This is a genomic window from Klebsiella sp. C349492, from assembly GCF_042055345.1.
GTDB lineage: Bacteria > Pseudomonadota > Gammaproteobacteria > Enterobacterales > Enterobacteriaceae > Klebsiella > Klebsiella scottii.
In genome coordinates this window covers 336,978-361,635 of record NZ_JANQCE010000001.1, presented here as the reverse complement: position 1 = coordinate 361,635, position 24,658 = coordinate 336,978, and the positions used below count along the sequence as shown (strand labels likewise).

Genomic DNA, 24,658 nt, shown 5'->3' with positions numbered 1-24,658 from the left:
TGATTTAATAAATCATATCCCTTTTTTCTCAGTACAGCGGAGAGCAACATGAAATACCACAGCACACTTCGGGTGAAGGCCGGTCTGTTGGCTATGCTCGTCATCAGCGGCAGCGCGGCCGCGGCCGCCACCCAGGTCAACGCCCTGTTTATGACCCAGGCGGCGTACAGCGAAAACGATATTCGTGCGATGACCGCCGACTTCGAAAAGCAAAATCCGGATATTAAAATCAACCTTGAGTTCGTCCCCTATGAAGCGCTGCATGACAAGATCGTCGCGGCGCGCGGTGCCGGCGGTAACGGCTATGACGTGGTGCTCTTCGATGCCATCTGGCCGGCGGAGTTTAGCCGCTTCGATCTGCTGCAGGACGTCTCGGCGCGGATCCCCGCCGACGAGCGGGAAAAGGTGTTCCCTGGCGCAATGAATACCGTGGTCTACAAAGGCAAAACCCTCGGGATGCCGTGGATCCTCGACACCAAGTATCTCTACTACAACAAAGCCATGCTCGAAAAAGCCGGCATCAAGCAGGTGCCGACCACCTGGCAACAGGTGCTGGACGACGCCAAAATTCTTAAAGATAAAGGCGTGGTGAAATACCCGCTGGTGTGGAGCTGGTCCCAGGCGGAAGCGCTGGTCTGCGACTACACCACCCTCGTCTCCGGCTTCGGCGGTAAGTTCTACCAGGACGGCAAGCTCGACTTCTCCACGCCGGCTTCGCTGAAAGCGGTTACGCTGATGAAGAAATCGCTGGACGACGGCCTGACCAACCCCGCCTCGCGCGAATATCTCGAAGAGGATGTCCGTAAAGCCTTCTCCAACGGCGATGCGGCGTTCGCGCTGAACTGGACCTATATGTACAACATGGCCAACGACCCGAAACAGAGTAAAGTCGCCGGCGACGTCGGCATTATTCCCGCCCCCGGCGATACCCCGGATAAAGCCGGCGCCGTCAACGGCTCGATGGGCTTAGGCATTGCTAAAGCCAGCCAGCACCCGGAGCAGGCGTGGCAGTATATCCACTACCTGACCTCGCAGCCGGTGCAGGATAAATACGCCAAACTCAGCCTGCCGGTGTGGAAATCCTCCTACCACGACCCGGCGGTCGCCCAGGGCCAGGAGAGCCTGATCGTCGCCGCGGACAAATCGCTGAACGTCATGCTGTCGCGCCCGGAAACCGCCGACTATTCGCGGCTCTCCAACAACCTGCAGCAGCAGCTTCAGGCGGTGCTTCAGGGTAAAGAAACCCCGGAAGTCGCCATGCAGACCGTGGATAAAAGCGCGGCCCGCCTGCGTTAAGGACTTTTGATGCTGAGTTTGCAACAACGCGAGCGTCGTCAGGCATGGGTGCTGCTGGCGCCCATGCTGGTGGCGATGTTCCTGCTGACGGCCTGGCCGCTGGCGCGCACCCTGTGGCTAAGTTTTACCGATACCGCGCTGGTGGGAAACGGTGAGGCGACGAACTACGTCTGGCTGGAGAACTATCTCTATGCCCTGACCGACCCGGATTTTCGCGCCGCCTTTGCCCGTACGCTCTATTTTACCGTGGTCTCCGTCGCCATTGAAGGCGTTATCGGCGTGCTGGTCGCGCTGTTGCTCAATCAGCGCTTTGTCGGACGCAATATCCTGCGGGTGCTGGTGATACTGCCCTGGGCGCTGCCGACCATCGTCAACGCGATGATGTGGCGGCTTAACTTTAACCCGGACTACGGCAGCATTAACGCGCTGCTCAGCCAGCTGGGGATTATCGACGGCTATCGCAGCTGGCTGGGGTCGCCGGACTCGGCGCTGAATGCGGTGATGCTGGCGGATATCTGGAAAAACTATCCGCTGGTCACGCTGCTGGTGCTGGCAGCGCTGCAGTCCATTCCTGAGGATCTGTACGAGGCGGCGCGCCTCGACGGAGCCGGATCGTGGCGGCGCTTTCGCGCCATCACCTTCCCGGCCATCGCCGCCCCGCTGGGCGTGGCGCTGGTGCTGCGGACCATCGACGCCTTCAAGGTGTTCGATATCATCTACGTGATGACCCGCGGCGGCCCGCTCGACAGCACCAAAACCCTCAGCTTTTTCGTCTATCAGGAGTCCTTCAGCTATCTGCGGGCGGGCAACGGCGCGGCCTACGCCATTCTGATGACCCTGATGTGCGCTCTGCTGATCGCCCTGTATCTGTTTATGCTGCTGCGCCAGCGCCGCCGGAGCACTGAATATGAAGCGTAAAGTCCGTACTCTCCTGCGCTATCTGGCGGCGGCGCTGGTCGCCCTGTCGATTCTGGCGCCGATGCTGTGGCTATTTTTGATGAGCGTCAGCACCCCCGCCGATCTGACCCGCGTCCCGCTGGAGTGGCTACCGCGGCAGTGGGACTTTAGCCGCTACGGCCGCCTGCTCTCCCTGCAGCCCGGCGAGCCGGGGGCGCTATTTTTGCCCGCGCTGCGCAACAGCCTGCTGGTCACCGCCGGGGCGACGCTGGTCTCGCTGGCGCTGGCGGTGCCCGCCGCCTTTAGCTTCTCGCGCTATCCGGGCCGCGACGGCTGGCTGTACGCCGGTCTGGGTATTTATATGGTGCCGCCGGTGGCCTTCGTCCTGCCGCTGTATTTTATTCTCGAACATTTCGGCCTGCTCAATACCCGCAGCGGGCTGGTGCTGGTCTACTGCTCGCTGATTATGCCGTTCCTCACCTGGATGGTGAAAAACCAGTTTGACGCGCTGCCGCAGGATATTGAGCAGGCCGCGCGCCTCGACGGGCTGCGGGTGTGGCAGGTGCTGCTGCGCATCACCATACCGCTGGCGAAACCGATGCTCGGCGCTTCGGCGCTGTTTGGCTGGCTGCTGGCGTGGGATGAGTTTTTCTATTCGCTGCTGTTTACCAGCAATATCGCGGCCCAGACGCTGCCGGTCACCATCGCCGGGTTTACCGCCGGTCGCGCCACCGACGATGGTCTGGTGGCCGCCGTCGGTATTCTCGCCTCGGTCCCGCCTCTGTTTATCGCTATCTGGTTACAAAAAACGCTGGTCAGCGGCCTCACTAACGGTGGAAGTAAAGGATAACTATGCACAAGCTCGCCGCGCCCGTGCTCTATATCGCGGGCAATTACAATATTGATTTGATTATGGGCACCCTCGCGCAGTGGCCTCTGCCGGGGACGGAGGTGATGCTGGAGCATAGCGCCCTGCGCCCCGGCGGCTCGGCGGGCAACTGCGCCCTGGCGCTGGCCGCCATGCAGATCCCGCATCGCACCATCGGCTGCCAGGGCGATGACGCCTTTACCGCCTGGCTGGCGGCCCAGTTTCCGGGCAGCGCCGAGCGCTGGCCGCAGTACGCCTGCGAAACCTCGCTGACGGTGGCGGTAACACATCCCGATAAAGAGCGCTCTTTCCTCAGCAACTACGGGCATATTACCCGCCTCTCCGCCGACGACGTTCTCGCCCAGCTTCCCGACCAGGCGACGGCCGGCGATATCGTGCTGCTCTGCGGGACATTTTTGTGCACCGCCCTGCTGCCGCACTATCCGGCGCTGCTGCGGGCGCTGCGTCAGCGCGGTTTTCAGGTCGCCGTGGATACCGGATGGCCGCCGCAAAGCTGGGACCCGGCGCTGCGCGAGGCGGCGCACCAGTGGCTGGCCGATTGCGACTGGCTGCTGCTCAATGAAGTCGAAACCCTCGGCCTCGCCGCGATGAGCGAGCTGCCGCAGGCGGCCCGCAGCCTGGCGTCTCGCCTCAGCGGCCGGGGCGGCTGCATCGTCAAATGCGGCGCGGAGGGAGCCTGGTGGTGGACCGCGGAGCGCGGCGACCGCGCGCCGGTGAAGCCGGTCGAGGTGATTGACACCATCGGCGCGGGCGACAGCTTTAACGCCGGCTTTCTCGCCGGGTTGTTAAACGGCCAGCCGGCATCACAGGCGCTGCGCTGGGGCAACGCCGTCGCCGCGCACGCCATTAGCACCTCTCCCCGCCACTATCCCGACTGGCGAACCCTGCAACACCATATTGAGGAGACCGCCGATGGCCAGCGTTGAGCTGATAAAAGTCGCCAAACATTACGGCAAACAGACGGTGCTTCAGCCGCTGGATTTGACCATTCCTGACGGCAGCTTCACGGTGCTGGTCGGGCCGTCCGGCTGCGGGAAATCGACCCTGCTGCGGCTGCTGGCCGGACTTGAGGCCCTCTCCGCCGGTCAAATTTTGATGAACCGCCAGCCGATCGGCGATCTCGATCCCGCCGACCGCGACGTGGCGATGGTCTTTCAGAGCTACGCCCTCTACCCGCACCTGACGGTGGCCGAAAACCTCGCCTTCCATATGCAGGTCAAAAAGGTCGATAAAGAGACGCAGAAAAGCAAAGTCCAGCATATCGCCAGCCTGCTGGGGATCGATAAGCTGCTGGCCCGCTACCCGCGCGCGCTTTCCGGCGGCCAGCGCCAGCGCGTGGCGATGGGCCGGGCGATGGTACGCAACCCGCAGGTTTTCCTGTTTGATGAACCGCTCTCCAACCTTGACGCCCAGCTGCGCATGGAGCTGCGGGCGGAGATCAAATCGCTGCACCAGCGCTTTAAAACCACCATGATTTACGTCACCCACGATCAGGTTGAAGCTATGACTCTGGCCGACCAAATCGTGGTCATGCGCGAGGGCCTTATCGTCCAGCAGGGGCCGCCGCTGGAGATTTACGATCGCCCCTGCAACACCTTTGTGGCCCGCTTTATCGGCTCGCCGCCGATGAACCTGCTGGCGGGAGAGATCGTCAGCCGCGACGGGGTTCCCGGCGTGCGCTGCGGCGAGCTGTGGCTGGCGCTGCCGGAACGCTGGCAGCGGGCGTCGGCTCAGCAGGGAAGCGCGCCGGTCACCGTCGGCCTGCGTCCGCAGGATATCCAGCCGGCCGCTGACGGCCTGCCCGGGACGGTTAATATTATGGAGGTTACCGGGGAATCCACCCTGCTGCATCTCGACTGGCAGGGGTTCCCGGTGCACGTGCAGGTTGCCGGACGTATCGACGCCCGGCTCCAGCAGCCGCTGAATCTCGCCGCCCGACGCGAGAAAATCCACCTCTTCGATGCCGCCAGCGGCGAGCGGCTGGCGGAGGAGGACTAGCCGACGCGGGTGCCCTGGGCGGCGCCCGCGCTGTTTTCGGCGAAACAGGGTAAATAGCGGATACCGGCGATGACGCCAGCCGCGGCGCAGATCATCAGCGACATTCCCAGCGATTGCCCCCAGCCGACCAGCGCCAGCCCGAGGCCAATCAGCAGATAGTAGGCGAGACCGAAAATGGCCCCGGCGGTGCCGCGACAATCGCTGTAGGCGCCGAGCGCCGAACCGAGCACCAGCGGGATCGCCATAGCGAAAGCCAGCGCGATGCCGGCCATCGGCAGCAGGAACCAAAGCGAGTCGCGCCAGAGGTACACCGCCGCGCCGCCGATAAGATGGAGCCAGCAGGCGAGCAGCAGCATCCGTCCCTGAGTCACGCCCCTGCGTAGCAGTCGGCGATTCAGCAACGCCCCGGCCAGGGAGCCGCTGGCCAGCGCAATACCGCTGTAGCCAAACGCGGCGACCGGCAGGCGCAGCTGCGCGAAGATAAACGGCGCCAGGCTGTAATAGCTGAACAGGCTGACGTTGAACGCCGCGATCAGGATGGCCGCCAGGCCAATCTGCCCGTCCGTCGCCATCCGGCGCAGCACCGGCACAAACGCGGTCTTCGCGCTCTGCGCCGGCCGCGTCTCCGGCAGCAGCCAATGGCACAGCAGCAGCAAGACGCCGGCCAGCAGCGCCAGGGCGAAGAAAACGCCGCGCACTCCCCAGCCGGCGGCAAGTAAACCGCCGATCCAGACGCCTGCCGCCGGACTCACCGCCAGCGCCAGGCCGATAAGCGAAAACAGGCCGGCGAGCCGGCGGCCGCTAAAACGGTCCCGCAGTATCGTCTGGCTGACAACCGATCCGCTCGCCGCGCCAAATGCCGCTACGATCCGCGCCAGCAGCAGCAGGGTGAAATCCGTTACCGCCAGCGCCATCGCGCAGCCGAGGGCGTACGTCGCGATCCCCGCCAGCAGCGCCGGACGCCGACCGTACAGATCGCTCGCCCGCCCCCAAAAAAGAACCCCGAGAGCAAAGCCGATAAAGTAAACCGCCAGGGTTTGCGCCGCCTGCTGCGCGCTGACGGCAAAACGGACGCTGATATCGGTCAGCGCCGGGCTGTAAATGGTTTCCACAATCTGCGGAAACATCAGTAATGCGGTAACCAGCACTATGGCCGAACGCCCGAACATATCCACCTCCTGATAATAAGAGGCGCTATTGTAGGCAGGCCGCGGATCGGACATTATAAACATAGTGACTATATATATCGGAAATCGGACATTATGGCGTGGCTCGATGCGCAGGCGGCATTCAACCCGGATGCGCTGAACAAAACGGTGGTTGGCGTCCGGTCGGCGCTGGGTAACCATGACTCCGGCAGCCACCGGCACGACATGGCGCAGATCCTTTTTACCCGTCAGGGCTGCGTGAGCCTGACGCTTAACGACGGCGCGCTGCTGTGCCTGCTCCCTCCCACCCGGGCGGCGTGGATCCCGGCGGGCATACGCCATCGCGCGGAGATGAAAAGCATCGTCGACTATCGCTCGGTGTGGTTTGAGCCCCCCTGCTTTCCTGCTCTCCCCCAACGCCCGGCGATCCTCAACGTCGGCCCGCTGCTGCGCGAGCTGCTGGAGCGGGTGGCGGCGAGCCCGTGGGAAAGCGACTGGGAGAGCGGTACCGGCTGGCACCTTGCCGCCCTGTGCGCGGCGGAGATTAGCGCGGCGGCCCATGAGCCGATGATGCTCGCCCTGCCGCAGGATAAGCGCCTCGCCGCGCTGGGCGGCCACGCGCTGCCGCCGACGCTACGGGCGCTCGCCGCAGAGTGCGGAGCCAGTGAAAAGACCATCAGCCGTATTTTGCGCCGCGACACCGGGATGTCCTGGCAGCAGTGGCGGCAGCAGTGGCGATTGATGAAGGCGGTGGAGCTGCTGGCGACGGGGAAACGCATTACCGATGCCGCGCAGGCGCTGGATTTCGCCAGCGACAGCGCCTTTATCTACTTTTTCCGCACCATGACGGGGATGACGCCGGGGCGCTATCTTTCATCATCGACCGTGATTTAACGCTCGCGCTCCGGCGCAAACGGCGGCAGCTTCTGGAACGTATTCTGCAGCCCTTCGGACCACGCCCTGCGGATGGTGTTGAAGTAAGGATCGCTTTCGGTTATCCGATGCTGCTCCGCGCCGCTCAGGCTGCCGCTGCGGTAGAGCAGCGTATCAAGGGGCAGGCCGACGGAGAGGTTGCTGCGCAGCGTCGAATCTATGGAGATCAGCGCGCAGCACATCGCCTGCTCCAGCGGCGTGTCTATAGTCAGCACCCGGTCGATAATCGGTTTGCCGTACTTGCTTTCGCCAATCTGGAAATAGGGCGTATCGCGAGTGGCCTCAATAAAATTACCTTCCGGGTAGATATGGAACAGGCGGTGCGTCTCCCCCGCCAGCTGGCCGCCCAGCAGCAGGTTACAGTTAAAGTTGGTATTGCCGCAGTTTTGCTGGTTGCTGCTGTCGCGCTGAATAACCTCCTGCAGCGTTTTACCCACCAGCATCGCCGCGTCATACATGGAGCTTACCTGCATCAGGTTAGGCTCCTGCTGGGTGCGAATTCGCGCGCTCAGCAGGCTAATCACGCTTTGGGTCGTAGCCAGATTGCCGGCGGACTGCAGCACCAGCACCCGTTCAGCCTCCTGCTGAAAAACATGAAGCTTTTTGAAAGTCGCAATATGATCCACGCCCGCATTGGTGCGCGAATCTGAGGCGAATACCAGCCCATCCGCTAAACACATGGCCACACAGTAGGTCATCGTTCTCCGTTCCTGCCTTTATTGCTGCTGCGCCTGTTGCGAATGCTCGCGCACTTCAGCGTTGGTTAACATAATTTCCCCGCCGCCGCCCAGTCGGGTACCGCGCACCGGACAAGCGTCAAGATAGTCCAGCCCGGTCGCCAGCCGCAGGTGCTGATTCAGGTTACGGGTATTATTGGTAATATCAAACGATTTCCAGCGCCCGTTGAGCCACACCTCGGCCCAGGCGTGCATCGCCACGTGCTGCGCGTTATCGCTATAAACATAGCCGCTAACGTAGCGCGCCGGGATCTCCATCGCCCGACAGCAGGCGAGGAAAACGTGGGTATGATCCTGGCACACGCCCTTAGATCGCGCGAAAGCGTCGGCGGCGGAGTCCTGCACCTGGGTGGCTCCCGGCGAGTATGGCATTTTTACCAGCAGTTCCGCCATCAGCTGATTGAGGCTCGCCTCCGGCTCATCGGCGTGGTACAGGTTCCGGGCAAACTCGCGGATCCGCTCGTCGGGGCGGGTCAGCGGCGTACAGCGTAAAAAGACCAGCGGCGAGAGCAGCTCCTCTTCGTCTACCCCGCACTCCTCATCCTCCTGCGCGATATCGACCACCCCGCTGGCGCGAATCGAGATCTCTTTATGCGGGTTATCCAGCGTCAATACGTGCAGCACGTTGCCCCACGCATCGGTGGTCGTAATGCTCGCCCCGTCCGGCAGCGTCAGCGTCCAGGAGCTGATTTTTTGCCGGCCGGAGCTGCGCGGCGTCAGGCGCAGATACTGAGTCGAAAACTTGACTTCTTCATCGTAGCCATAGCGGGTCAGGTGGTCGATAACCAGTTTCATAGCGCCTCCAGATAGGTTTGTCTGATGCTGTCGGACAGGGCGTTGATCCGCGCCAGCAGTCCGTTGAGGTAACTCTGCAGGTCGGCGCTGGCCAGGTCTTCCCGGGTGCTGAAGCGCAGGTCGACGTTCAGCTGATGCGCCAGGCGCAGCGGCAGATGGGAGCGATCGTTGGCGATATGCTCCAGCTGGCCGATCAGATCGGAAATTGAGGCCCGGAGCGAGCGCGGGACGTCGTTGCGCAAAATTAGCAGCTCCATAACCGTCTCCCGGCTCACCGGCTGGCGATAAATACTGTTGTAGGCTTCGCGCGCGCTGACCGCGTTCAGCAGCGTGTCCAGCCGGTAGTACTCGCGCACCGGATCCGGGTCGCTGCTCAGCTGCTGGTCCTTGATCAGCAGCAGCTGGGTGGTCGCGTAGGCCCGTTCAATCAGCGTGCCGATGCCGATAAAGCTGAGGGCGTCGTTGCGCAGCAGCGTGCCCAGCACCGCGCCGCGAAACAGGTGCACCCGCTCTTTTACCCACTCAAGGAAACCGTCGCTGCCGAGCTCGCTAATCCCCTGCTGGCGTAGCCTGCGCAGCTCAATCCGCGTCGCGTTAATGCACTCCCATACCTCTGCGGAGAGGCTGCCGCGCACCGCGTGGGCGTTATTCCACGCCATCTCGACGCAGCTGTAGATGCTGCCGGGGTTGTTGCCGTCGAGGGCAAAGAAGTTAAACAGATTGCCCATCGAGAAGCGCGCGTGGCGCTCCTGAAACAGCTCGTGGGTCTGCGACAGGTTCAGCGGTAGGGCCAGATCCCGCGCCTGCTGGCTATGACGGGGGATCATCGAGAGTTTCCAGGTTACGTCGAGCACCCGGGCGTAGCTTTCCGCGCGCTCCAGATAACGCGCCATCCAGAACAGTTCACTCGCTGTACGACTTAGCATGATTCGTCATCCTCCATCACCCAGGTATCTTTGGTGCCGCCGCCCTGCGATGAGTTCACCACCAGCGAGCCTTCCGTCAGCGCCACCCGCGTCAGGCCGCCGGGCACCAGGCGGATCTCCTGGCCGGAAAGCACGAAAGGACGGAGATCGATATGCCGGGGCGACAGGCCGTCTTCGACGAAGGTCGGGCAGGTCGAGAGCGCCAGGGTATCCTGGCCGATGTAGTTGGCCGGGTTTGCCAGCAGGCGCTGGCGGAACGCTTCACGCTCTTCTTTCGTCGAACGCGGGCCGACCAGCATGCCGTAGCCTCCGGCGCCGTGCACTTCCTTAACCACCATCCGATCGAGGTTGTTAAGCACGTACAGCAGGTCTTCCGGCTTGCGGCACTGCCAGGTCGGGATATTGTTGAGGATCGGCTGTTCGCCGAGATAGAAGCGGATCATCTCCGGCACAAAGGGGTAGATCGATTTATCGTCGGCCACGCCGGTGCCAATCGCGTTCGCCAGCACTACGCCTCCCGCGCGGTACACCGACAGCAGGCCGGGCACGCCAAGCATCGAATCGGCGCGGAAGGCCAGCGGGTCAAGATAGGCGTCGTCGACGCGGCGGTAGATCACGTCGACCCGCCGCGGCCCCTCGGTGGTGCGCATATAGACCGCGTCCGCTTTAATAAACAGATCGGCGCTCTCCACCAGCTCAACCCCCATCTGCTGGGCAAGAAAGCTGTGTTCAAAATAGGCGCTGTTAAAGCGGCCCGGCGTCATCACCACCACGCAGGGATCGTCCACGGGGGAGCTTTCACGCAGGGTTTGCAGCAAATAGCCCGGATAGCGCTCCACCGGCGCAATATGATGCTGTTCAAACATCTCGGGATAGAGACGCATCATCATTTTGCGGTTTTCGAGCATATAGGAGACGCCCGAAGGCGTGCGCAGATTGTCCTCCAGCACGTAGTACTGGCCGTCGCTGTTGCGCACCATATCGACCCCGGTGATATGGGCGTAGATATTATTGGGTAGATTAATCCCCTGCATGCAGGGCTGGTATTGATCGTTCGCCAGCACCTGTTCCGCCGGAATAATCCCGGCGCGCAGGATATTCTGCTCGTGGTAGATATCGTAAAGGAAGGCGTTCAGCGCCTTCACCCGCTGGCGGATGCCGCGATCGATGCGCCGCCACTCGGCGGCGGGGATAATGCGCGGTACGCTATCAAACGGGATCAGCCGTTCGGTCCCCTCGCCTTCGCCATACACGTTAAAGGTGATGCCAATACGGTGAAAAAGCAGCTCCGCCTGCTCTTTTTTTTGCCGGATAGAGAATTGATCGGTGTTGTGAAACCATTGCCACCAGGCGTTATAGTGCTGGCGCTGCTGTCCCTCGACGGTAAGCATCTCGTCATAATAATGCCCGTCAGGAAGCGTTATTTTTATCATGGCCGTCTCCTCCGGTTGTACTCACTTTGGGGTAACCCCGGGAAGAGATAAGCATTAATTATGCCAGGTCACGGCCGGTAACCTGGCTGTGCAAGCCCGCAGCCTCGCGCCGCTTAACTGTGCAAAAAACAACCCGTCATTTTTCTTATATTTCACCCGGGCTGCACCACGATGAGGCACGGAAAGCCGCTTTGCGCCATTACGGCGAGAGCGTCTCCAGCCAGCGCGCATAGCGCTCCGGCCAGGCGACGGTTGGCGTGCCCGGGCGTCCCATCCCAAAGCCGTGACCGCCGCTGGCGTAGCGATACAGGCTGACCGCCACCTGATGCTGGCGGCAGGCGTCGGCCATAATCAGCGTATTGTGCGGATCGGACACCGGATCGTCCTGCGCCTGGGTTAAAAAGCAGGGCGGCGTGCGCCGGTTCACGTAGGTCTGCACCGACCAGGCGCGGTCAACGGCCGGTGAGGCGTGAGGTCCGGCGAGGACCCGGTGGGTCGCGGTATGGCTATAGGGCGGCTCCAGCGAAATAATCGGATAGATCAGCGCCGCTCCGTCGGCGCGGGCGGACAGCGCATCCCTCGCGTCGACCCGCGGATAAGAGGCAAAATCGGCCCGGCAGGCGGTCATTCCCAGCAGGTGGCCGCCGGCGGAAAAGCCCAGCAGGCTGACCTTTTGCTCGCGCTGGCGAATCAGACGCAGCGCGCGCTGGGCATCCTGCAGCGGCGCCAGGCCACCCGCCGCCCAGCCTTCGCCGGGAAGACGGTAGCTCAGCACATAGGCGGTATAGCCGCGGGCCGTTAGCCAGCGGGCGGCGGGCCACGCCTCCTTCGCCATTTCAATCCGCCGGTAGCCACCGCCGGCGGCGACCAGCACGCCGTGTCCGCGAGGCGCCGCCGGCTGCCACACCGACAGCTGCGGCCGCGCGATATGGCTGAGGGCGCCGCGGGCCGACAGCCGGCTCGCGCCCTGCGGCCCGCCGCCGCCCGGCGCGTCGCCGGGCCACAGCCACAGGGTTTCCTGCTGAGGATCGCGGGCGCTGGCGCGGTTGGCCGCCAGCAGCGCCGCGGCGCTAAACAGTAGAAAATGACGTCGGTTCACGGCTCGCTCCCGGTGGGCTTTTAGCTCGTTGTTACGGTAGCGCGATTTTAGCAGAAAGCGGCCACCCGCATGGCGCCCTTATCCGCCCGGCGGCGGCGCAAAATGCAGGTAAATTATCTGTTTTCACGCAAAATGTTAGCTGCGACACGCGTAGCGGCGGATATTCGTCTAAGGTTTTCTGATGGTCAATCGCAGTGGCAAAATCGTCTGTAATGATAAGGAGAACTACCCATGACGAGATCCGTTTCACGTCGCCCGGCAACGCTGCCCTACGCTTTGCGTCTGGCGCTGGGAGGCGCCCTCTTTGCGCTGTCGGCGCTGGCAGCCCAGGCCGATGAGACAAAGCCCGCCCCGCCGCAGTCGCCGGATATTCTGCTAGGCCCGCTGTTCAACGATGTGCAAAGCGCCAAACTCTTCCCCGATCAGAAAACCTTCGCCGATGCGGTGCCGAACGGCGATCCGCTGATGATCCTCGCCGATTATCGCATGCAGAAAAATCAGGCCAGCTTCGACCTGCGCCACTTCGTCGGGCTCAACTTTACGCTACCGAAAGATAACGATACGTACGTACCGCCCAAGGGCCAGACCCTGCGCCAGCATATTGACGGTCTGTGGCCGGTGCTGACCCGCAGTACCGTTGAGGTCGAGAAATGGGATTCGCTGCTGCCGCTGCCCAGGCCTTACGTCGTCCCGGGCGGCCGCTTTCGCGAGGTCTACTACTGGGATAGCTACTTCACCATGCTGGGCCTCGCCGAAAGCGGGCACTGGGATAAAGTGGCCGATATGGTGGCCAACTTCGGCCACGAGATCGATACCTGGGGACATATCCCCAACGGCAACCGCAGTTACTACCTGAGCCGTTCGCAGCCGCCGTTCTTCCCGTTTATGGTGGAGCTGCTGGCGACCCACGACGGAGACCAGGCGCTGAAAACCTGGCTGCCTGAGATGGAGAAAGAGTACCGCTACTGGATGGCGGGCGCCGATGCGCTGGAGCCGGGTAAAGCGAATCAGCGCGTGGTGCGCATGGAGGACGGCGCGCTGCTGAACCGCTACTGGGATGACAACGATACGCCGCGCCCGGAGTCCTGGCTCGATGATGTGACCACCGCCAAAAACAACCCCAACCGTCCGGCGACCGAGATCTACCGCGATCTGCGCTCCGCCGCGGCCTCCGGCTGGGACTTCAGCTCCCGCTGGATGGATAACCCGCAGCAGCTGGGCACCATTCGCACCACCAGCATCATTCCGGTCGATCTTAACTCGCTGATGTTCCGCATGGAGAAAACCCTCGCCCGCGCCAGCAAAGCTGCCGGCGATAGCGCGAAGGCGGCGCAGTACGACTCGCTGGCTAACGCCCGCCAGAAGGCGCTGGAGAAATACCTGTGGAATGACAAAGAGGGCTGGTACGCCGATTACGATCTCAAAAGCCACAAGGTGCGCAATCAGCTCACCGCCGCGGCCCTGTTCCCGCTGTACGTCAACGCCGCCTCCAGCGAACGCGCGGCCAAAGTTGCCGCCGCGACGCAGTCTCGTCTGCTAAAACCGGGCGGTTTAACCACCACTACCGTCAACAGCGGTCAGCAGTGGGATGCGCCGAACGGCTGGGCGCCGCTGCAGTGGGTGGCCGCCGAAGGGCTGCAAAACTACGGCCAGCAGAAAATCGCGATGGAGGTCAGCTGGCGCTTCCTCAGCAACGTGCAGCATACCTATGACAGCCAGCAGAAGCTGGTGGAAAAGTATGACGTCAGCTCAACCGGCACCGGCGGCGGAGGCGGTGAGTATCCGCTGCAGGACGGCTTCGGCTGGACCAACGGCGTGACCTTGAAAATGCTCGACCTGGTGTGCCCGAAAGAGAAACCCTGCGATTCGCTCCCGGCCGCACGTCCGGCGGCAAACGATAGCGCCGGTGGAACGGATAAGGCGGCGCCTGCCGCGCGTCCGGCGGCAAACGATAGCGCCGGCGGAACGGATAAGGCGGCGCCTGCCGCCGCGCATTAACCCCTCACCGCTCCCGACTTACGCCCGGCGGCTCAGCCATGCCGGGCGTTTTCCCCTCCCGAATGGCCTTTCGACTTCACCTTACCCTTATGGAGTAAGGCGGAAACTAATGTGTCGATTTTTGATCTCTGGCAACTTCATCAACGTTATATATGTAAATATATAGCGGTTTTTTCATCACTTTGTTTCAGGATAGAAACATATGCCTTTTTCGCGCCGTACGTTCCTGCAGGCTTTAAGCCTCATGCTGTGCTTTCCCGGCCAGAAGAGTCGCGCCGCCACGCCTTTGGCCCTGAGCATTGGCGAACGCCCTGCGCCGGCGGCTATCCGGCGGATTGTCAGCGCGGGCGGGCCCGCCGATATGCTGCTGCTGGCCGCCGCGCCGGAAAAGCTGCTGGGGTTTTCCTCATTTGATTTTGCCCTCTTCCCGGACGCTCCGCTGCCCGATAGCATCGCCCGGCTGCCGAAAACGGGCCGTCTTGCCGGACGCGCCAGCACCCTGTCGCTGGAGGGGCTGCTGGCCCTTGAGCCCGATCTGGTGGTGGACTGCGGGAGTGCGGATGATACCTGGATCTCGCAGGCGCGCCGGGTTCACGCCCGCAGCCATATTCCGTGGGTGCTGATTACCGGCACCCTGGCCTCCTCGGCGCAGCAGCTGCTGACGATCGGCGATATCGTCGGCACCGTCGAACGCACCCGGCGGCAGGCGGCGCTGGCGCAAACGTTTATCGCCGAGGCGCTCGCCTTCTCCTCCGGCGCCGGGGCGCGCACGCGTTTTTACGCCGCCCGGGGCGCCCGAGGGCTGGAAACGGGCCTCGCCGGTTCACTGCACACGGAGGCGGCGGAGCTGCTGGGATTAGAGAACGTCGCGCGGGTGAGCGGACGCAGCGGGCTGGCCCAGGTCTCGCTGGAAAATCTGCTGGAATGGCAGCCGGATATCATCCTCACCCAGCAGGCCACGACGCGGGACGCGATTTTACGCGACCCCGCCTGGCAGGGCGTCGCCGCCGTGGCGCAGGGGCGGGTTCTGCTGCTTGACGGCCTGCCTTTTGGCTGGCTGGACGCGCCGCCGGGGATCAACCGCCTCGCCGGGATGCGCCGCCTGCACGCCTGGCTCGATCCGCGAATCCGCGCCACGCTGCAGCAGGATCTGACCCGCTACAGCACGCTATTCTGGCACGCGGCGTTAACGCCCGAGCGCTATACGAGGCTGGTGAATCGTCCATGAAGCCTGCAACTTTGAGCGCCGCGCTGCTGCTTGCCGCCCTGCTGGTCCTCTCGGCAGCCCTGCTGACCGGCCCGTGGAACCTGACCCTCGGGCGGCTGTTCGATCTGCTGTTCGATCCGCACAGCGCCTCGCTTCCTCCGCAGGCCGGCATCGTATTCTGGCAGATACGCCTGCCGCGCATCGGCGCCGCGCTGGCCATCGGCGCGTCGCTCTCCGCCGCCGGAGCCGCCTACCAGGGAATGTTTCGCAATCCGCTGGTCTCGCCGGATATCCTTGGCGTCGCCGGCGGCGCCGGTCTCGGCGCCTGCCTGGCGCTGGTGTGCGGAATGTCGACGCTCTATATCCAGCTATTCGCCTTCTGCGGCGGCCTGCTGGTGGTCGCCGGCGTCGGCGTCGTCTCCCGCGCCATCGTCCGCCACGATCCGGCGCTGACGCTGGTGCTGGTGGGGATCTGCCTCGGCACGCTGTGCGGGGCCGGGATTTCGCTGATCAAAATCCTCGCCAACCCCTACACCCAGCTGCCCTCGATCACCTTCTGGCTGATGGGCGGGCTCTCCGATATTACCCCCGGCGATCTGACCGTCGCCGCTCCGCTGATGCTCGTCGGCTGCCTGCCGCTGTGGCTGCTGCGCTGGCGCATCAATCTGCTGACCCTGTCCGATGACGAAGCGCGATCGCTGGGGATCAACGTCGCTCGCCTGCGGCTAATTGTGGTCGCCTGCGCGACCCTCGCGACCGCCAGCGCGGTCGCTATTGCCGGCATTATCGGCTGGGTCGGGCTGATCGTCCCCCATATCGGGCGGCTGCTGACCGGCAGCAATCATCAGCGCCTCCTGCCGGTGGCGATGGGGCTTGGCGCCGTGCTGCTGCTGCTCACCGACACCCTGGCGCGCGGACTGAGCGCCAGCGAAATCCCGCTCGGGATCCTGACCTCTTTTATCGGCGCGCCCTTCTTTCTGGCGCTGCTGCTGCGCAGGAGCCGACCATGACGCTACTGACGGTACGCCATGCCGAAATTGGCTATCCCAAACGCGCCGTTTTGCGCGACGTGTCGTTTTCGCTGCAGCCTGGCACGCTGTGCTGCCTGCTCGGCGCCAACGGCAGCGGGAAAACCACGCTGATGCGCAGCATACTCGGCCTCCTTCCTCTGCGCGACGGCCAGATCCTGATCGACGGTCTGCCGGTAACCCAGCTGTGCTCCCGCGATCGCGCCCGCGCGATCGCCTGGGTGCCGCAGGCGCACGACGGGGCCTTCGCCTTCAGCGTCCTCGATATGGTGCTGATGGGCCTTAGCCCCTATATCGGTACCTTCACCCAGCCCGCCAGAAGCGAACGCAGTATCGCCTACGCCCAGCTGGAGGCGCTGGGTATCGCTCATCTCGCCGAGCGGAACTGGGCCACGCTGAGCGGCGGCGAGCGCCAACTGACCTTAATTGCCCGCGCGCTGGTCCAGCGCCCGCGTCTGCTGCTGCTGGATGAGCCGGCCTCAAGCCTCGACTTCGGCCACCAGATCCGCCTGCTCGACACCCTGCGCCAGCTGCGGCAAACCGGGATGACGCTGTTTATGGCCACCCACCATCCGCTGCACGCCCTCGCCATCGCCGATAGCGTGATCGCGGTCGAACCAAACGGCCTCGTCACTCAGGGAACGGCGGAGCAGCAGCTCTCACCGGGCAACCTCGCCACCCTGTACGGCGTGACGCCCGCCCAGATCCGCCACCATCTTGGCCACCCCCACTTTCAGGAATAATTATGCTCATTGACGATATTGATTTTGCCGGGCTTTACCAACAGCAGCTCAGGCTCGCCGGACGCACCGAGAAATCGCCCGCCCACTGGGACGCGCGGGCGGAGAAAATGGCCGACAGCTGCGCGCAGCCTACGGACGGCTACCTGCTGCAGCTACTGGCAAAAATAGACTTAACCGGGGCACAAAGCCTGTTTGATATGGGCTGCGGGCCGGGAACCGTCGCCCTGGCGCTGGCGGATAAACTCACTGCGGTACACGGCGTCGATTACAGCCAGGGAATGCTGGAGGTAGCCGAAAAGCGTGCGGCGCAGATGCGCATCGCCAACGCCTGCTGGCATCTCCGGGCGTGGGAGGAGTCGTGGCACGATATTCCGCGCTGCGATATTGCCGTGGCCTCACGCTCAACGCTGGTCGGCAATATGCGCCAGGCGATGGATAAGCTCAACCGCCAGGCGCGGCTGCGCGTCTATACTACCCACCTCGTTCAGCCAACGTTTATGCCGCCGGCAATCCAGCGCGCGCTGGGACGCGAAGTGATCGAACTACCGAACTATATCTACGCGCTGAACGTCCTGTATCAAATGGGCATTCACGCGCGGGTCGATTTTATCCGTGGCCCCAGCTGCCAACGGGATAACGCCACCTTTGAACGTTTTGAAGAGAACGTCAAATGGACGCTTGGCGTACTCAACGAAGAGGATCGCGCGCGGCTTCGTCACTGGTATCAGCGGCAGGACCCGCAGGCCATCGCGCCAACCAACCGCGACTGGGCGCTTATCTCCTGGGAGTGTGGGGAAAACGTATGATCTACTTCCCCCAGGCGCTGACCGACGCGTGGCTGATGGAGGATATTCAGGGCGGCGACCTGACCACCCGTGCGCTGGCGATTGGCGCGCGCCCCGGCGTCATGACCTTCAGCCACCGTCAGGGCGGCTGCGTCAGCGGTATCTCTCCGGCTGGACAGATGCTGAAAAGCCTGGGATTAAGCGTAACCGCGCTACAGGAAGAGGGCGCGCGCGTCCCGCCCGATGCGCCGCTGCTGCGTGCGACCGGCAGCGCTGAGGCGCTGCATCAGGGCTGGAAAGCGGCGCAGAACGTGCTGGAGTGGAGCTGCGGCGTATCGGCTTATGTCGCGGAAATGCTGACGCTGCTGCGCGCCCGCCATCCCGCAGCGCACATCGCCTGTACCCGCAAAGCCATTCCCGGCACCCGGCTGCTCGGTACCCAGGCCATCGTCGCCGCCGGCGGGCTGATCCACCGGGCCGGCTGCGCGGAAACCCTGCTGCTGTTCGCCAATCATCGCCGGTTCCTCGCCGACGACGGCGACTGGCGACACGCCGTTCAGCTCCTGCGCCAGTCAGCGCCGGAGAAAAAGGTTGCCGTTGAGGCCGACACGCTCGAAGAAGCGCTGGCCTCGCTGCAGGCGGAACCCGACATCCTGCAGCTGGATAAATTTACCCCGCAGCAGGCGCGCCAGGTTGCTGACCTGGCGCAGCGTATTGCCCCGCGCTGCACGCTGGCGCTGACGGGCGGAATTACCTTAACCACCTTAACCAACTACCTCGATTGTGGGATTGAATTGTTTATTACTTCGGCGCCGTGGTATGCGCCGCCGGCGGATATTCAGGTTCGCCTGGAGCCGGACAGTTCAAGATAAAAAAACGAAAACAGGAACAATAAAAATGAGAATCAGGAAGCGCTATCTTTGCACATTGATTAGCCTCAGCTTAGGTCAGACCGCCTGGGCAGACCCGGCGGAGGAGTCCATGACCGTCTGGTCAAGCCCCGTCCCGGCGGCGACCACCAATATCCTCGGACAGGAGACCATCAAGAGTCTGGATAAGCAGGATGTCGCGCACGCGCTATCGGTGGTCCCCGGCGTGGTGTTACAAAAGTCAGGCAGCCGCAACGAGCTGCAGGTAAAAGTCCGCGGCTTCGATGGCCGTCAGGTCCCGGTTTTTTTTGACGGCGTGCCGATCTACGTCCCCTACGACGGCAACCTCGACCTGGGCCGGTTTCTCACTTCCGATATCGCCTCGGTGGAGGTATCAAAAGGCTACTCTTCCCTGCTGCAGGGCCCGAACCAAATGGGCGGGGCGATCAACATCACCACCCCGCGCCCCAGTAAACCGCTGGAAGCCAGCATCGGCTATCGTCAGGGCTGGAGCCGCAGCGAAACTAATGCCTATGACACCCATGCCTCCCTTGGGGCCAGCGGCGATCTGGGCTACATCCAGCTCAGCGGCAGCCGCCTGAAGCAGGATTTCCTCGGCCTGCCTCACGGAACGAATAACCCCGTCGCCGGGGAAGACGGCAAGCTGGTCAACTCAGCAAGCGATGATAAGCGCGGCATTATTAAGCTCGGCTTCACGCCGCGCGCTAACGACGAGTACGCCCTGACCTATATCAAGCAGGATGGCGAGAAGCAGAACCCGCCTTACGCCGGAACCAGCAGCCAGAAATCCCGCTACTGGCAGTGGCCGGAGTACGATAAGGAGAGCTATTACTACCAGGGCACGACGCACCTCGGCGACAGCTTCACCCTGAAAAGCCGCCTCTATCACGACACCTTCAAAAACACCCTGCTGATGTATAACTCGCTGGCGGACCTGCACAATAAAAACGGCAGCTACAGCCACTATAGCGACTACAGCACCGGCGCGGGGCTGCAGCTCGCCGCCGACGTCCGCCAGAACGACCAGCTCTCTTTTGCCGTTAACTGGAAAGATGATGTTCATCGGGAGAAGAGCGCCGTCAACGGTCCTTACGATCGCTATAAGGATCGCACCTGGTCCGTCGCCAGCGAATACCAGTGGGCGGCGGCGGATAATCTCGACCTCGTCGCCGGGATGAGCTATGACTGGCGCAACAGTCTTCAGGGAATGAAGCACGAAAAGAACGGCAGCGTGACCCATTACGACGACAACCGGCAGAGCGCGTTTAACTGGGAAACGATGGCTCGCTACCGCTTTCGCAACGAAGATACCCTGTCGCTCTCCTGGTCCGATCGCACCCGCTTCCCGACGCTCAAAGAGCGCTATACCACCTCGAAACCGGCGAAAGACCAGATTGCGCTGGTCAATCCGCAGCTCAAGCCCGAGCGCGCCCGCGGCGTCGATTTGACCTGGAATGGACACCTCAACGACCGCTGGGCCTACGAGATAAGCACCTACTATAACCGGGTCAGCGACGCCATCCTGGCGATCAATATCGATGCCGATACGGTGCAGAACCAAAACAGCGGCCGGGTTGACTATACCGGCCTGGATGTGGGGATCAAAGGCTCGCCGTTCGACCTGCTCGACGTCGGGCTAAGCTACGGTCTGATTCATGCTGATGCCAAACGCGAAGAGGCGGGCAAGGTCACCGACCTGCCGGTGCAGACGCTGACCGCCTGGCTGACGCTCAAGCCCGTCGAGCCGCTGCAAATCACGCTCTCTGAAGAGGCGCGCACCTCCAGCTATAGCAATAGCGACGGATCGCAAAAAGCGCCGGGATTTGCCATCACCCATCTGCGGACCGATTACGCCATCGGCCACGGTTTTAGCGTCAACGCCTCGGTCAATAACCTCTTCGATACCCGCTACTACTACGGCGAAGGATTTATTGAGGAAGGGCGTAACTTCTGGGCCGGCGTGGAATATAAATTCTGAGACCTTCTCCGCCGCGGCGGAGAAAAGGAGGACATCATGATTGCAGATTTTCCGGTAATGCTGCGCAGCATTCTCGGCAACCAGCGCCAGGCGGACGGTTCCCTGCGTAAAACGGCGTTAAGCGGACGCGTCTTTCTCAACACCCACGGTCTGCAGGCAGAAAACGGTATTGAGGAGCATTTTGCCGATCCCGACTGCGCGCTGATGCACTACGCGCGGGAGCATTACGACTACTGGCGCGAACGCTATCCGGCGTTGGCGGGGCAGCAGCTGCATATCGGACTGTTCGGTGAGAACTTTTCCACCCGGGGGATGACGGAAGCCAACGTCTGTCCGGGGGATGTTTTTCGCCTCGGCAACGCTGAAATCCAGATCTCCTGGGGACGCGTGGCCTGTCAGACTATGGCCGAGCGGCTACGGGACCCTCACGCCCCGGAGCTGATGCACCAGCAGTCGCGCAACGGCTGGTTTTACCGGGTACTCACCCCCGGCGAGGCCGGCTGCAGCGACAGCTTTGTGCTGCTCGATCGGCCGGCGGAGGGCTGGCCGCTTAGCCGGGTGCAGGCCATCGTCTTTAGCGACGGCGGTACGTCTGAAGAGCTGCTGGCGCTCTCAGCCATGCCGTTCCTTGCCGATGGCTGGAGAGCGCTGGCTCTGCTACGTCTGCAAAGCCGCTCTTAGCCCCCGCAGTTCCTTAGCGTCGGGCTACTAAATCTGGTAGCCCGGCGCGGCGGCTTTCGCCTCGACATCTCCTGCCCGCCACGCATGCGCCGATAAACACCATATTTATCATAGGGTTTTACTTTCCTGTGCGCCAATTACAACTTGATAACGAAAAAAATAAACAATAATAATTCGCATTACTTTATGACGGAAATTGACACTTTCGCTTTTTCTCGTGGCGGCGTACAGGAGTACCAGGCTGCGTAACTTCAGGATTATGCAATGATCGCTCGCGTCACCTTCAAACGCTCCGCCTTGCTGTGCGCCCTCGCTACCGCTTTCCCTCTCGCAGGCCTTGCGGAAGAGACGGTTGTCGTCACCGCCCAGCCCGTCGATTCCGCCAGCACGCCGACCACGAGCTATAGCGCAAAGACCTCCGCCGGGGCCACCAAAACCGATCAGCCGCTGATTACTACCGCCCAGTCGGTGTCGGTCATTACCCGACAACAAATGGCCGATCAGGGGGCGAATACGATTAGCCAGGCGCTGCAGTACACGCCCGGCGTCTACTCAAGCTTTGGCGGCGGCGCGACGCGTTTTGATACCGTCTCCCTGCGCGGCTATCACGGCGGCGACGTGGACAACCTGTTCCTCGACGGAATGCGCCTGATGAGCGATGGCGGGAGCCACAACGTCATTCAGGTCGATCCGTGGTTTATCGAGCGGGTGGACGTCATCCGCGGCCCCTCCTCCGCGCTGTACGGGCAAAGCGTGCCGGGCGGCGTGGTCAACCTGACCTCGAAGCGCCCGCAGTTCACTTCCGAAGGTCATTTCCGTCTTAGCGGCGGAACGCAAAATACCAAAGGCGCCGCCTTCGACTATACCGATGCCATTAACGACCAGTGGGCCTATCGGATTATCGGCATGACGCGCTCCAGCGATACCCAGTATGACAATTCCCGCGAAGAGCGTTACGCCATTTCGCCGTCCCTGCTCTGGCAGCCGGATACCGACACTTCTCTGCTGCTGCGCGCCTATCTGCAAAAAGATCCGTCGGGCGGCTATCACGGCTCGCTGCCGCTGGACGGCACCCGCTACGCGCACAACGGGCGTAAGCTCTCCACCGGCACCAACGAAGGCGATCCGTCCGATGGCTATCAGCGTCGCGAGCAGATCTACAGCTATGAATTTAATCACCAGTTCAGCGACGTCTGGTCGGCCTATTCCGCCGGCAGCTATACCCACACCAACGTCTCGTTAGATCAGGTGTATCAGGTGGGCTGGGTTGACGACAAGAATATGCTCTCCCGCGGCTACAGCGGCTCTCGCGGCTCGCTGGACGCGTGGTCCACGGATAACCGCCTGCGCGCCGATTTTAGTACCGGCGAGCTGGCGCATACCCTCATCCTCGGCGCGGAATACCACCGCTTCCGCAACGATTTATGGACCGGTGCCGGCGGCGCCTCGCCGCTCGATCCGTTTAGCGGCTATACAGCCCAAACCGGACACACCGTCACCTACAGCGATAACAATAACCGCCGCTACTATCAAACCGGGCTCTATCTGCAGGATGAGATGGTGTGGAATCGCTGGCATCTGGACCTCTCCGGCCGCTACGATCGCATCGTTTCCCAGCAGGTCAGCGACACGTTCGGCACCTCCAGCCGCCGTTCGGATGACCATATCAGCGGCCGCGCTTCCCTGCTGTACGCGCTGGAAAACGGCCTCTCGCCGTACCTGAGCTACAGCCAGGCAATTACCCCGGCGATGCTGCCGGGAGCCGACGGCACCCTGCTCAAACCGACGACCGCGGAACAGGTAGAAGCGGGTCTGAAGTTCCAGCCGCCGGGCAGCGCCGATATGTACAGCATCGCCATCTATGATTTAACCCAGAAAGACGTGGCCACCCGCGATCCGAATATCGCCACCGCGACCTTTGTTCCGGCCGGGAAAGTTCACTCTCAGGGCGTCGAGCTGGAGATGCATAACCAAATTACGCCGCAGCTGAGCACCATCGCCTCCTATACCTGGAACCGCCTGCGCTTCCAGGAAACCAAGGATGGCACCAACGATAATACGCCGCAGCTCTCGCCGGATCAGATGGCTTCCTTCTGGGCGCACTATCAGTTCCCGGCGGGGATCAGCGCCGGCGCGGGCGTACGCTACATTGGTAAACAGTGGGCGGATGACGCCAATACCGAGCGCCTGCCGTCGGTGACCCTGCTGGATGCGATGGTGCGTGCGGATCTCGGCGTCTGGTCGCCGTCGTTGAAAGGGGCGTTTGTGCAGGTGAACGCGAATAACCTCAGCGGCCGGGAGTATCTGTCCGGCTGCTACGGAACCGGCAACTGCTACTGGGGCGCGGAGCGTAGCGTGACGGCCACCGTCGGCTACGATTTTTAAGAGATAGCCGATAACTCTCCCCCCGGCCGCTGCGCCTGCCGGGCTACAAAATCACGCGATCTGTAGCCCCGTTAAGCGCGGCGCGACCGGGGGAAGGCGGCAATGATTACATCGCATCCAGCGCTTTCTGCAGCTTCCAGATATAGCGTGGAGCCTGCGGAGCCGGATGCTTTTTCGCTACGTGCTCGAAGAAGTCGTCGGCATCCATATCATTGATCTCGTCAATCGCGTCCTGGCGATTCGACGAGAAGGTGCGCAGCAGCGCGCCGGCGCCGTTGGCGTAGGAGACCACCACCGCGTAGCGCATCACCTGCGGATCTTTAATCCCGGCCAACGGACCGTTCTCAAGAATGCTCAGGTAGGCCGCGCCCATCGATATATTGCGCTCAGGATTTTTCAGCTCGCTAACCGACGGTTCGCCGCGCCAGCCCATGCGCTGATAGACGTCGCGCCCGGAGGTCGAGGGCTTCAGCTGCATCAAACCAACCGCGCCGGATTTACTCACTACCGTTGGATTACCGCCGGACTCAATGGCGATAATCGCCGTCACCAGCTGCGGGTCAACGCCCCACGCCGCGCCGGCTTTTTCGCTGATCGGCATCCACTGCATTGCCCGCTTCACCGGAACCTCGGCGTTCCACGGCGGATTGCGGTAATCATGTTTTGAGCTACAGCCGGCCAATAACACACATAAAAAAACGCACCATCTCAATTTCACACATCTATCCTTATTGGCTGAAGTTTGCCGCCTGGAGATGACAATAATCGCTCCAGGCGGCATGATAACCCTTTCATTCTTAGCAAGGAATTGT

At 62.4% G+C, this 24,658-nt stretch carries 22 protein-coding genes; 15 read left to right on the top strand and 7 right to left on the bottom strand.

The window, feature by feature from the left end; all coding sequences use genetic code 11:
* The first annotated feature begins 48 nt into the window (after positions 1-48).
* Genes NWP14_RS01840 through NWP14_RS01820 form a run of 5 tightly spaced genes read left to right on the top strand, consistent with a single transcriptional unit; the run spans position 49 to position 5,080 of the window.
* Positions 49-1,296 (top strand): extracellular solute-binding protein, encoded by a 1,248-nt coding sequence (locus tag NWP14_RS01840; protein ID WP_375214678.1) that lies wholly within the window; start codon positions 49-51, stop codon positions 1,294-1,296.
* Between the two features lie 9 nt (positions 1,297-1,305).
* Positions 1,306-2,214 carry a carbohydrate ABC transporter permease gene (locus NWP14_RS01835; RefSeq protein WP_375214677.1) on the top strand — a complete coding sequence of 303 codons (909 nt, stop codon included), beginning with the start codon at positions 1,306-1,308 and terminating at the stop codon, positions 2,212-2,214.
* The gene (locus NWP14_RS01830) at positions 2,204-3,043 is read left to right on the top strand and encodes a carbohydrate ABC transporter permease (RefSeq protein WP_375214676.1); all 840 of its coding nucleotides are present in this window, start codon (positions 2,204-2,206) and stop codon (positions 3,041-3,043) included. The genes NWP14_RS01835 and NWP14_RS01830 overlap by 11 nt, the downstream gene beginning before the upstream one ends.
* 2 nt (positions 3,044-3,045) lie before the next feature.
* Entirely contained in the window at positions 3,046-4,008 is a 963-nt protein-coding gene (locus NWP14_RS01825; RefSeq protein WP_346431272.1) for a carbohydrate kinase family protein, read from the top strand.
* Positions 3,995-5,080 carry an ABC transporter ATP-binding protein gene (locus NWP14_RS01820; RefSeq protein ID WP_375214675.1) on the top strand — a complete coding sequence of 362 codons (1,086 nt, stop codon included), beginning with the start codon at positions 3,995-3,997 and terminating at the stop codon, positions 5,078-5,080. Before NWP14_RS01825 ends, NWP14_RS01820 begins: the two co-directional genes overlap by 14 nt.
* On the opposite strand, the gene NWP14_RS01815 is transcribed toward NWP14_RS01820, so the two are convergent.
* Positions 5,077-6,249 carry an MFS transporter gene (locus NWP14_RS01815; protein ID WP_375214674.1) on the bottom strand — a complete coding sequence of 391 codons (1,173 nt, stop codon included), beginning with the start codon at positions 6,247-6,249 and terminating at the stop codon, positions 5,077-5,079. The two genes, NWP14_RS01820 and NWP14_RS01815, sit on opposite strands and share 4 nt — an antisense overlap.
* 93 nt (positions 6,250-6,342) lie before the next feature.
* Between NWP14_RS01815 and NWP14_RS01810 the strand changes: the two genes are divergently transcribed.
* Complete coding sequence (locus NWP14_RS01810; protein ID WP_375214673.1) at positions 6,343-7,122, top strand: helix-turn-helix domain-containing protein; 780 nt, start codon at positions 6,343-6,345, stop codon at positions 7,120-7,122.
* Here NWP14_RS01810 and NWP14_RS01805 read toward each other — a convergent pair.
* From NWP14_RS01805 to NWP14_RS01785, 5 genes are all read right to left on the bottom strand, one after another.
* A complete protein-coding gene (locus tag NWP14_RS01805) occupies positions 7,119-7,859 on the bottom strand; it encodes a proteasome-type protease (protein ID WP_095101887.1) in 741 nt (246 codons plus the stop codon). The genes NWP14_RS01810 and NWP14_RS01805 overlap by 4 nt on opposite strands.
* Before the next feature lie 18 nt (positions 7,860-7,877).
* Complete coding sequence (locus NWP14_RS01800; protein WP_375214672.1) at positions 7,878-8,693, bottom strand: transglutaminase domain-containing protein; 816 nt, start codon at positions 8,691-8,693, stop codon at positions 7,878-7,880.
* Entirely contained in the window at positions 8,690-9,619 is a 930-nt protein-coding gene (locus NWP14_RS01795; RefSeq protein ID WP_095101883.1) for an alpha-E domain-containing protein, read from the bottom strand. The genes NWP14_RS01800 and NWP14_RS01795 overlap by 4 nt, the downstream gene beginning before the upstream one ends.
* Complete coding sequence (locus NWP14_RS01790; RefSeq protein ID WP_095101881.1) at positions 9,613-11,052, bottom strand: circularly permuted type 2 ATP-grasp protein; 1,440 nt, start codon at positions 11,050-11,052, stop codon at positions 9,613-9,615. Before NWP14_RS01790 ends, NWP14_RS01795 begins: the two co-directional genes overlap by 7 nt.
* Before the next feature lie 199 nt (positions 11,053-11,251).
* Positions 11,252-12,151 (bottom strand): alpha/beta hydrolase, encoded by a 900-nt coding sequence (locus NWP14_RS01785; RefSeq protein ID WP_375214671.1) that lies wholly within the window; start codon positions 12,149-12,151, stop codon positions 11,252-11,254.
* Positions 12,152-12,382: 231 nt separating this feature from the next.
* Here NWP14_RS01785 and NWP14_RS01780 point away from each other — a divergent pair, with 231 nt between their 5' ends.
* From NWP14_RS01780 to NWP14_RS01740, 9 genes are all read left to right on the top strand, one after another.
* Positions 12,383-14,149 (top strand): alpha,alpha-trehalase, encoded by a 1,767-nt coding sequence (locus NWP14_RS01780; protein ID WP_375214670.1) that lies wholly within the window; start codon positions 12,383-12,385, stop codon positions 14,147-14,149.
* 202 nt (positions 14,150-14,351) lie between these two features.
* A complete protein-coding gene (locus NWP14_RS01775; RefSeq protein WP_375214669.1) occupies positions 14,352-15,377 on the top strand; it encodes an ABC transporter substrate-binding protein in 1,026 nt (341 codons plus the stop codon).
* A complete protein-coding gene (locus tag NWP14_RS01770; RefSeq protein WP_375214668.1) occupies positions 15,374-16,366 on the top strand; it encodes a FecCD family ABC transporter permease in 993 nt (330 codons plus the stop codon). The genes NWP14_RS01775 and NWP14_RS01770 overlap by 4 nt, the downstream gene beginning before the upstream one ends.
* The gene (locus NWP14_RS01765; RefSeq protein WP_095101871.1) at positions 16,363-17,127 is read left to right on the top strand and encodes an ABC transporter ATP-binding protein; all 765 of its coding nucleotides are present in this window, start codon (positions 16,363-16,365) and stop codon (positions 17,125-17,127) included. Before NWP14_RS01770 ends, NWP14_RS01765 begins: the two co-directional genes overlap by 4 nt.
* Before the next feature lie 2 nt (positions 17,128-17,129).
* Positions 17,130-17,933, top strand: coding sequence for a class I SAM-dependent methyltransferase (locus tag NWP14_RS01760; RefSeq protein WP_375214667.1), 804 nt, complete (start codon positions 17,130-17,132; stop codon positions 17,931-17,933).
* Positions 17,930-18,784, top strand: coding sequence for a ModD protein (gene modD / locus NWP14_RS01755; protein ID WP_375214666.1), 855 nt, complete (start codon positions 17,930-17,932; stop codon positions 18,782-18,784). Before NWP14_RS01760 ends, modD begins: the two co-directional genes overlap by 4 nt.
* 25 nt (positions 18,785-18,809) lie before the next feature.
* Positions 18,810-20,780, top strand: coding sequence for a TonB-dependent receptor (locus NWP14_RS01750; RefSeq protein WP_331834400.1), 1,971 nt, complete (start codon positions 18,810-18,812; stop codon positions 20,778-20,780).
* Between the two features lie 36 nt (positions 20,781-20,816).
* Complete coding sequence (locus NWP14_RS01745) at positions 20,817-21,461, top strand: MOSC domain-containing protein (RefSeq protein ID WP_346431264.1); 645 nt, start codon at positions 20,817-20,819, stop codon at positions 21,459-21,461.
* A 264-nt stretch (positions 21,462-21,725) separates the two neighbouring features.
* On the top strand, positions 21,726-23,846 hold the full coding sequence (locus NWP14_RS01740) for a TonB-dependent siderophore receptor (protein WP_375214665.1): 2,121 nt from the start codon (positions 21,726-21,728) through the stop codon (positions 23,844-23,846).
* A gap of 106 nt (positions 23,847-23,952) precedes the next feature.
* Here the strand turns inward: NWP14_RS01740 and emtA are convergent, their stop codons facing one another.
* Positions 23,953-24,564 carry a membrane-bound lytic murein transglycosylase EmtA gene (emtA, locus tag NWP14_RS01735; protein ID WP_095101859.1) on the bottom strand — a complete coding sequence of 204 codons (612 nt, stop codon included), beginning with the start codon at positions 24,562-24,564 and terminating at the stop codon, positions 23,953-23,955.
* Positions 24,565-24,658: the final 94 nt, after the last annotated feature.

Coding starts and splice junctions, on each gene's coding strand:
- NWP14_RS01840 (WP_375214678.1), top strand. CDS start 49: ATGAAATACCACAGCACACTTCGGGTGAAGGCCGGTCTGTTGGCTATG.
- NWP14_RS01835 (WP_375214677.1), top strand. CDS start 1,306: ATGCTGAGTTTGCAACAACGCGAGCGTCGTCAGGCATGGGTGCTGCTG.
- NWP14_RS01830 (WP_375214676.1), top strand. CDS start 2,204: ATGAAGCGTAAAGTCCGTACTCTCCTGCGCTATCTGGCGGCGGCGCTG.
- NWP14_RS01825 (WP_346431272.1), top strand. CDS start 3,046: ATGCACAAGCTCGCCGCGCCCGTGCTCTATATCGCGGGCAATTACAAT.
- NWP14_RS01820 (WP_375214675.1), top strand. CDS start 3,995: ATGGCCAGCGTTGAGCTGATAAAAGTCGCCAAACATTACGGCAAACAG.
- NWP14_RS01815 (WP_375214674.1), bottom strand. CDS start 6,249: ATGTTCGGGCGTTCGGCCATAGTGCTGGTTACCGCATTACTGATGTTT.
- NWP14_RS01810 (WP_375214673.1), top strand. CDS start 6,343: ATGGCGTGGCTCGATGCGCAGGCGGCATTCAACCCGGATGCGCTGAAC.
- NWP14_RS01805 (WP_095101887.1), bottom strand. CDS start 7,859: ATGACCTACTGTGTGGCCATGTGTTTAGCGGATGGGCTGGTATTCGCC.
- NWP14_RS01800 (WP_375214672.1), bottom strand. CDS start 8,693: ATGAAACTGGTTATCGACCACCTGACCCGCTATGGCTACGATGAAGAA.
- NWP14_RS01795 (WP_095101883.1), bottom strand. CDS start 9,619: ATGCTAAGTCGTACAGCGAGTGAACTGTTCTGGATGGCGCGTTATCTG.
- NWP14_RS01790 (WP_095101881.1), bottom strand. CDS start 11,052: ATGATAAAAATAACGCTTCCTGACGGGCATTATTATGACGAGATGCTT.
- NWP14_RS01780 (WP_375214670.1), top strand. CDS start 12,383: ATGACGAGATCCGTTTCACGTCGCCCGGCAACGCTGCCCTACGCTTTG.
- NWP14_RS01775 (WP_375214669.1), top strand. CDS start 14,352: ATGCCTTTTTCGCGCCGTACGTTCCTGCAGGCTTTAAGCCTCATGCTG.
- NWP14_RS01770 (WP_375214668.1), top strand. CDS start 15,374: ATGAAGCCTGCAACTTTGAGCGCCGCGCTGCTGCTTGCCGCCCTGCTG.
- NWP14_RS01765 (WP_095101871.1), top strand. CDS start 16,363: ATGACGCTACTGACGGTACGCCATGCCGAAATTGGCTATCCCAAACGC.
- NWP14_RS01760 (WP_375214667.1), top strand. CDS start 17,130: ATGCTCATTGACGATATTGATTTTGCCGGGCTTTACCAACAGCAGCTC.
- modD (WP_375214666.1), top strand. CDS start 17,930: ATGATCTACTTCCCCCAGGCGCTGACCGACGCGTGGCTGATGGAGGAT.
- NWP14_RS01750 (WP_331834400.1), top strand. CDS start 18,810: ATGAGAATCAGGAAGCGCTATCTTTGCACATTGATTAGCCTCAGCTTA.
- NWP14_RS01745 (WP_346431264.1), top strand. CDS start 20,817: ATGATTGCAGATTTTCCGGTAATGCTGCGCAGCATTCTCGGCAACCAG.
- NWP14_RS01740 (WP_375214665.1), top strand. CDS start 21,726: ATGATCGCTCGCGTCACCTTCAAACGCTCCGCCTTGCTGTGCGCCCTC.